The sequence below is a fragment of the Fretibacterium sp. genome, from assembly GCF_057312375.1.
This window is the reverse complement of the sequence record NZ_DBHLDX010000080.1, coordinates 1-7,633: the sequence shown is the minus strand read 5'-3', so window position 1 is coordinate 7,633 and position 7,633 is coordinate 1. Positions and strand designations below refer to the sequence as shown.

Annotated in this window: 7 protein-coding genes; all 7 read right to left on the bottom strand. The window is 69.5% G+C overall.

The annotated features are described in order from the left end of the window. Window positions 1-1,100: glycosyltransferase family protein (locus tag ACO41U_RS09410; RefSeq protein ID WP_485943445.1), on the bottom strand; the 1,100-nt coding region annotated here is incomplete at its 3' end. A 16-nt stretch (window positions 1,101-1,116) separates the two neighbouring features. Next, complete coding sequence (locus ACO41U_RS09405) at window positions 1,117-2,280, bottom strand: lipid-A-disaccharide synthase (RefSeq protein ID WP_485943443.1); 1,164 nt, start codon at window positions 2,278-2,280, stop codon at window positions 1,117-1,119. Then, window positions 2,277-3,095: an LpxI family protein gene (locus ACO41U_RS09400; RefSeq protein WP_485943441.1), complete on the bottom strand. Its 819-nt coding sequence runs from the start codon at window positions 3,093-3,095 to the stop codon at window positions 2,277-2,279. Before ACO41U_RS09400 ends, ACO41U_RS09405 begins: the two co-directional genes overlap by 4 nt. Then, window positions 3,092-4,201 carry an LptF/LptG family permease gene (locus ACO41U_RS09395; protein ID WP_485943439.1) on the bottom strand — a complete coding sequence of 370 codons (1,110 nt, stop codon included), beginning with the start codon at window positions 4,199-4,201 and terminating at the stop codon, window positions 3,092-3,094. Before ACO41U_RS09395 ends, ACO41U_RS09400 begins: the two co-directional genes overlap by 4 nt. Continuing rightward, window positions 4,198-5,316 (bottom strand): nucleotidyl cyclase domain-containing protein, encoded by a 1,119-nt coding sequence (locus ACO41U_RS09390; RefSeq protein WP_485943437.1) that lies wholly within the window; start codon window positions 5,314-5,316, stop codon window positions 4,198-4,200. Before ACO41U_RS09390 ends, ACO41U_RS09395 begins: the two co-directional genes overlap by 4 nt. A 298-nt stretch (window positions 5,317-5,614) precedes the next feature. Continuing rightward, window positions 5,615-7,159: a DUF4139 domain-containing protein gene (locus ACO41U_RS09385; RefSeq protein ID WP_485943435.1), complete on the bottom strand. Its 1,545-nt coding sequence runs from the start codon at window positions 7,157-7,159 to the stop codon at window positions 5,615-5,617. Window positions 7,160-7,301: 142 nt separating this feature from the next. After that, window positions 7,302-7,633, bottom strand: a 332-nt coding sequence (locus ACO41U_RS09380; protein WP_485943433.1) for a PD-(D/E)XK nuclease domain-containing protein, incomplete at its 5' end; no start/stop codon positions are given.

Here is a 7,633-nt window from a genome sequence, read left to right as displayed (position 1 = left end):
CGGGCGGCCGCCCCGCCCTGCCCCGACAGGGCCAGCAACTCCTCCCGCGCGCGGGCCAGCCCACCGGCATCGCTCAGGTCCTCCGCTATTCGGGAGGCGGTCTGCTCCGGACTGACGTCGCCGTACAGCTCGTCCATCACGCGCCGGTCCGTCAGACGGTTCGGCAGGGCGATGACGCCGTTCCAGCGGTTCAGGATCCGCCGCGCCGCGGCGCGGCGCAGCCCGCGCCCCACCAGCGGCAGCGAGGCCAGGACACCCCTCAGCCCCGCGATGGGGATGAGGTCCAGGAAGCTTTCGGGCGCCACCACGAGCGAGGGGACGCCGCAGTGCATCAACTCGAAGTTGTTGGTGCCCGGCTGGGTCAGAGCGAAGTCCGCGTCCCTCATGACGAGGCCCGCTGGGGCCCGCACGGGGCGCAGCCCCGCGTCGTCCCACTCCCTCAGCTCCGCCTCCGGGACGAAGGGGGGGAAGAGGGTGCGCACCTCGGCCTCCGGAAGCCGGACGCGCAGGGCGGACCGGACGGCGGCAAGCCAGGGCAGGGCGGCGCGGCGGATGGGGGGGCGGCTTCCGGGGAGGAAGAGCACGCGGACCCCCTCTTTGGTACGGTTCCAGTCCCTTCCGGGGGCCTCGTGAGGCGGCGTGGGGCAACCCCGCTCCGGAGGCTGGGCGGCATCCAGCAGAAGCGCGTCCTTCACGAGGTCCCCGATGGCGCGGGCTCCGGGGATGGCGCGGGCCTGGGAGGGAAAGGCCGTGAAGACCCGCGCGCCCTTCAGCCCCTTCTTGGGACCGTAGGTGTAGCAGAGGAGCGGAGCACGGGCGGAGCGCGCGATGCGCGCGCCGAACATCATGTCCCCGCCCAGCTGGATGACGCAGTCCGTGCGCTCTTCGGCCATGGCCCGCCAGAGGCCCGGACCGCCGCTCGGCCCCTCCAGCTTATCGACGCCCAGCAGGGACGCCGCCTCCCGCTCGTGCCCCGACGCGAAGGGGCAGGGCAGAAGCCACAGGGACACGGAATGACCGCGCCGGCGAAGTTCCATCGCCACGGGCCGGACCCAGCCCCAGAGCTCGCCGGGGCCGTTCGTCAACAGGGAAACTCGCATACGAAAAGCCCCTCTCTCAACCGTTAAGAATCCGGCCCGCGCACAGGCCCAGCACGCACTCCGCCCAAAAGTCCGCCGCGTCCTCCGTCCCCATGGCCTCCCGTCCGCGATCCAGGCGGCCATCGACCTCCGCCCTCAGGACGGGGTCCTCCAGGTAGCGACGCAGCTCCCCCACGATGCGCTCCGGCACGGCGTCGCCGCACAGGAGCTCCGGGTAGACCGGCGCCTCCGTCAGGCAGTTGGGGATCGAGATGTAGGGCGTGCGCACCAGCGCCTTCAGGAGGATGCGGGTGAGGGGGCGCACGTTGTAGATGACGACCATGAAACGCCGCAGCGCCATCGCCTCCACCGCCACGGTGCCGCTGACCCCCACTGCGGCGCGGCAGGCGACCAGCAGCCCCCGCCCCTCGCCATCCCACGTCTCAAAGCCTCTCGTCCGGTCCCGCAGCTCGTCGGCCAGGGGCGCCGCAAGCCCCGGGGCGATGGAGAAGACGGGAAGGTACCCCTCGTCCCGCAGGATGTGTGCTGTGCCCAGCAGGACGTCCAGGTGGTGCTTGATGTCGTAGCGCCGGCTCCCCGGCAGGAGGGCGATCGCCCGTGCGCCGCCGATGCGCCGCGTCAGCCCCTCCGGCGCGCTGCAGCCGCGAAGCTCGCTCGCCAGCGGGTGCGCCCGCCAGAGGGAACGGACCCCGCGCTCCGAGAGGAAGCGATCCTCAAAGGAGAAGAGGGGCAGGCAGAGGTCGAAGTCCCGCCTCAGGGCCTTCGTCCGACCGCTGCGCCAGGCCCACACGGTGGGAGGGATCAGGCTGACGATGCGCCCGCCGTAGCCGGCGCGCCGCAGGGCCGAGGCCAGCGGGAGGTGATAGTCGGGGCTGTCGATCAGCACGACGGCCTCCGGCTGGGCCTCCATGACGGCGCGGACCATCGCGCGCCGCAGCCTCAGGATGCGCGGCAGCGCCCGCAGCGCCTCCCCCAGGCCCATGATCTGCAGCTCCTCGTAGCTCCAGTGCGGCCAGTTCCCCAAGTCGGAACAGGCGGCCTCGGCCCTGGGGCCCATCATGCCCCAGACCCGTCCCGTCAGCGCCGGCTCGCGCTCCTGCAGGCGGCGGAGGAACCCCGCCGCGTAGACGTCGCCGCTGACCTCACCGCAGCTCACGAAGATGGAGCGCGCCGCGCTCATGGCGCGATCCCCTGGACAGCGATGCCGTAGCGGCCGGCCATGGACAGGGTCCTGTCCGGGTCCAGGATCAGCGTGCGCCCCGCCTCCACGGCCAGGCAGGTGAGGCCGGCGCGCCGCATCCCTTCGATGGTGTCGGGCCCCACGGTGGGCAGGTCGTATCGCAGGTCCTGGTCCCGCCGCATCATCTTGACGACGACGCCCCGTCCCGCCACCGTCCCCGCCCGGGCGATCATGGCATCCGTCCCCTCCATGGCCTCCACGGCCACCACGGCGCCCTCCGCCACGACCACGGCCTGACCGAAGGAACAGGGCAGGGTGACGCGCAGGACATCCCGCCCGCACTCCACGTCCCGCGCCTCGGCCCCGGTGGGGTCCCTCGCGGCCAGACGGCCCTCCGCGGCCAGGTACTCCGGCAGGATCTGCCAGTAGGGGATCACGGAGAAGCCCTCGCGCTCCAGCGCGCGGACGACGGCCCCCAGGAGCGAGTGGTCGTCCATGAGGCTGCCGGCCAGCACGGACCGGCTCAGTCGGTCGAACAGCAGCGGCAGAAAGTAGATGACGCGCTTGGGGATCCAGCCGGCCATGATGACCCGCCCCGCCCCGAAGCGTCGCATCTCCCGGACGCCGCGCCCCAGACTGGGCCAGCGGAGGCGCACCAGCCTCCGGGCGAAGGGGGCCAGGGGCTCCAGGTCGTCCCGCACCGCCAGCACCAGCGGGGCCTCTCCGGCCTCCGCCAGCTTCCGCGCGATGGCCTCCGGCAGGGCCCCCTCCCCGGCGATCAGGGCGATGGGCGCGCCCGCGACGGGGCCCGTCATCGTCGGTCAACCCTCCAGGCGAAGAACAGCGCCACGGCCAGAAAGAGCAGGTTCGGCCCCCAGCCCGCCAGCGAGGGCCAGATGGCTCCGGCCTCCCCCAGGGCGCGGCACATGGACATGACGACGTAGTAGGCGAACACGATGACGACGCTGATGCCGAAGCCGACGCCCGACCCCCGACGGCCCTGGCGCGACGCACCGAACCCCGCCCCCAGCACCGCCATGATGACGCAGGCCCAGGGCACCCCCAGCTTGAGGTGGAACATCACCCACAGGCGGGAGAGGTCCGCCCCCACGGAGCTGGACTGCTGTATGTAGCGCCACAGCTCGTGGGCGCTCATGTCCACCGGCCGCTTCGTGCTCATCTGCAGCTGTTCGGGCGACAGGTTCAGGGCAAGCCTCTGGCGCTCGAAGCGCAGGAGGAGGGTGACTTCCCCTTCCTGATTCACGTCGTAGACGCGCCCGTCCTCGATCCACCACTGCCCCTCCTGCCACAGGCCCCGCTCGGCGGTCAGCGTGCGCGCCAGGCGGTCCCGGTCGAACTCATGCACCATGACGCCACGCATCACGCCCTGCTTCGCGTCCAGCTGGTCCACGTATAGCACGCGGCGCAGCACCCCGTCCTGCTCCTCCCGCAGGAAGACCTTTTCCTGCACGGCGGAGACCTGATTCTTCAGGATCTCGTACTTCATCAGGCGGTCCGCCGCCTCGGTGGTGAAGGGGACCACGGTCTCGTTGAAGGTCAGCGCCAGGAGGGAAACGAGGAGGGACGCCTCGACGACGGGCCGCAGGACGCGGGAGAAGGGAATCCCAAGGGACTTGAGCGCGATGAGTTCGCTGCCACTCCCCAGAGAGGACATGCCCAAAAGAGTGGCCAGAAGTGACGACATGGGCAGCGTCATGGCCACCACCTCGGGCAGGCGATAGAAGAAGAGCCGCGTCACCACCCCCAGGGAAACGCCCTGCTCGATGATGAGCCTCGCGGCCTGAAAGAGCAGGTCCCCGGCCACGAAGATCAGCGTGAAGATCAGGATGCCGAACAGGAACGGGCCAGCGATGGCCCCCAAGATGAGGCGGTCCAAAAGCCGCGGTTTAAAGGGGTTCATTGTGCGTTCAGCGTGTACTTTTTGGCCATGGATGCAATGAGGCCGTCCACCAGCGACTTCGCGTTCGGGACGTCGTCCGTGCTCTCAAAGGAGGCGGCGACGTGGAGCGTCGTGACCTCGGAAAGGGAGCGGTGGTCCGGGGTCAGCGTCCCCAGGAGCCCCAGCATCTTCTTGACGACGGCGTCCGACGAGGCGGCGGGGCACTCGGGAAGCATCAGCATCAGCTCCCGGTCCCCCGACAGGGCGGCGACGTCCGAGGTGCGGAGGCTCTTTCGGACGAGGGTGCCGTAGGCGACGAAGGCTTCCCTGGAGTCGGGGTCCCGCTCCGCGGCAGCGGAGAACACAAGGCGGATCAGAAGAACGGTCAGCGGATGCCCGTAGCGCCGCGTCCGATAGAGCTCCTCGTCCAGGCGCATCATGGCGTAGCGAAAAACCTGCAGGCCCGTGACGGGGTCCGTCAGGGCCGTCACGTCCGCTTCAGGGGCAGAGGCCGCCGCGCGCTCACTGAGCTGAAAGTAGTAACGGTCGCCCTCCATGGGGCGCTGGATCACGTCCCACGTCCTTCCGCCCAGCGTGGCGGTAGCGTCCCCCGGCGTCAGCAGCACGGCGACGCTCTGGCCCTTCACCGCCTCCAGGGGCAGTTGCGCGGCCTCCAACATGCCGCTGCTGACGCTCTCGACGACGCCCTCCCCGTCCGTCACGACGAAGGGTACGGGCAGGCGGACCTCCGCCTCGTCCGCCCCCTTCGCCGTGGCTGGGCCGGGCCGCCTCCTGCAATAGTGGTAGAGGTTCAACAGCGCGACGGCCCCACACACGGCCATGATGACGCCCACCCACTGGAACATGCGAGCGCCCCGGCTCAGGGCCAGAGGACAGAGCAGGATCCCCTGAGCGACGAACTGCAGCGGCAGGAGCCCCAGGCCGAAGCCATGGACGATGAAGAGCCCGTAGAGCGCCGAGAGGACGATGAACAGGAGACAGGTCATCCCCCAAAACGATGGGTCCACGGGCTCTGCGTCCACCGGCGAACCCATGGCCCCCGCCACGAAGACGGTGGCGACGGCGACCGCGGGGGGCAGCGTGAGCCATTGAAAGAGCGCGCCGTTTCGGGCCATGGCTCAGCGGCACGGAAGGGACGAATACAGCCCGAGGACGCGTCTCATCGGCAGCCCGGACAGCTGGAACGGCGTTATGGCCTTCAAGGTTGCACGACCTCCTTCAAAAAAGCGCTGACTCGCTCCGCAAAAGCTGCTAGACGTCCCTCTCGCGGTCAGGCGGAGGCGTCCGTCAGCGATTTCTCCAGATTCAACGAGGGCCCGCAAGGCGATCGGCGCCTCGCGGACCGGTTTTCGTCACTCGAAATAACGTCAAGTTTATTATAGCCCAACGAAGCCCTTTTGGAGCGCCTCCTCCTCAGCGGTACAGCAGTTCCTCCCCCGACGGGTAGCTCAGGGCGTAGTCCACCACGATCTCCACGGTCTCGCCGGCCTTGACGGACAGCTCCCAGGTCAGGCGGTTCTCCGGGTCGCGCTCCGCAGGAGCCGGCTCGATGCGCTTCACCTCCAGCTTCACCTTGTCGTCCGTGGGGATGGGCAGGCGGTCCCGCACCGTGACCGTGCGGTCCTCGGCCATGCCGTTCGTCACCTTGATCCTGTAGCCGTTGGTGGACACGCCGCTGAACCAGGAGGAGCCGGTCTTGGCCACGAGCGGCTCCTTGCTGGCGGTGATGAGGGGCGCGTAGCCGAAGGGGAGCCGCATCTGACCCACGCCGTACTCCGGAAGGGAGGTGACGCCCGCCGGCGCGCCGTCCACCATGAGGTCCGCGCGCCCTGGGATCAGAGAGGTCTCGGCGTTGTCCATGCTGGCGACAAGCCAGGCGCTCCCGCGCTGCTCCGGGATGAGGACCAGCATGGGCTTGCCCGTGAGGTCGATGCGCCCCAGCGTAAAGGTCGAGGGCAGCCCCGCGCCGGAGAGCGTGCCCTGTCCCGTCACCGTGCGGTCGGAGAGGGTCGTCGTCATCGTCAGACGCCTGGGGGCCGGTCGAGCGGCCTCCGCGGAGGGGACATTGAAGCTCCCTGCAGACATGTCCATCGCCTCACTCATCGACATCCGGAACTTGCGGACGTCACCGTCCTGCTCTTTGGGCTTCAACCCCACGCGCAGCGGCGCCAGCTCCGGCGCCCGGACGCCCTCGTCCTGTGCCTTCGTGTGGAACGTGACGACGCCGCTGTAGTCCAGCCCCGTGCGCTGCTCGGCCAGGGCGAAGAGGTCCGTCTCGATAGCCCCCGTTGCGGTGGTCAGGTTCATGGTGTACCGGGGGGACCACTCGGCAGCCTCTGCAAAGGCCTCCAGCAGGAGGACCGCGTCGCCGTGCCCGTGCCCCGACACCAGGAGGAACGAGCCCGCGCCGTCGGGGGTCCGAGCCTCCAGCTCCTCCCTCAGGACGTCGAGCTTCTCCGTCTCCAGGGCGAGCGCCGGGGTCAGCTCCGCCAGCTCCTTCTCCGCATCGAGCTTCAGGGTCTGGGCCTCCCGGACGTAGGCGATGAGGTCCCGCGCCTGGGTCCCGTCCTCGGGGGCGGGGACGATGGCCTCCAGCAGACGGAGCGTCTGCTGGAACGCGCTCTTTCGGGCGTTGAGGCGCGCCACGGCCGCCGACTGAGCCTCCACCTCCGCCTTCAGTCCCGCCAGGGCGGGAGGCGTCCAGCCGGCCCGCCGGCGGCTCACCACCTTGAAGTCCTCCGCATCGAGGGGGTTCAGGAGGCGCACGGAGTCCTCCCGAAACGCGCCGGGCAACTCGATCTCAAAGTCCCCCTGCGACGCGACCTCCAGGACGAACTTCGCTCCGGACGGGTAGAGGTCCAGCGAACGGACGGTGAAGTCCGCCGCCTGCGCCGCACACGCCCAGCCGAACGTCGTCAGGAGGGCCAGCGCCAGGACGCCAAACAGCGACAGTTTCATTGTTTCCTCTCCTTTCATGGATCGTGTTCCGGGCGTAGCCCGGCTTCTGCCGCTATTGTAGCATGAAGGGGGGTAAGCCCCAACCGCGGGAAACCACCCCCTTGTCCTTTGGCGCGGACTGTGCTTACTCCGTGTGCTCCTCCTACAAGCAGACGAGCGCCGTGTGCTTTTTTGCGTCGACGACGATGACCGTGGACGTCACGGCGCGGCCCTCTCCGTCGTAGGGCTTCGCATAGCCCTTCTCCTCGATCTGTCGCTGTCCCTCAGCCCGCAGTCTTGCGATCTCCCCCTCGCTCCGGGCCAGCTTGAACTCCAGCACGACAACGCGGTGGGGAAAGAGGACCAGGACGTCGCTCCGCCCTCGATTGGTCGGGACCTCCCCGTGGGCCGTGATGCCCGCCCCACGAAGGAGCATCAAAAACAGGGAGCGGTACAGGGACTCGTCCCGCCGCGTGAGGTCCTGGTAGGGGATGC

Bases quoted from the DNA above. Each gene is read 5' to 3' on its own strand.
- ACO41U_RS09405 (WP_485943443.1), bottom strand. From the start codon at position 2,280: ATGAGCGCGGCGCGCTCCATCTTCGTGAGCTGCGGTGAGGTCAGCGGC.
- ACO41U_RS09400 (WP_485943441.1), bottom strand. From the start codon at position 3,095: ATGACGGGCCCCGTCGCGGGCGCGCCCATCGCCCTGATCGCCGGGGAG.
- ACO41U_RS09395 (WP_485943439.1), bottom strand. From the start codon at position 4,201: ATGAACCCCTTTAAACCGCGGCTTTTGGACCGCCTCATCTTGGGGGCC.
- ACO41U_RS09390 (WP_485943437.1), bottom strand. From the start codon at position 5,316: ATGGCCCGAAACGGCGCGCTCTTTCAATGGCTCACGCTGCCCCCCGCG.
- ACO41U_RS09385 (WP_485943435.1), bottom strand. From the start codon at position 7,159: ATGAAACTGTCGCTGTTTGGCGTCCTGGCGCTGGCCCTCCTGACGACG.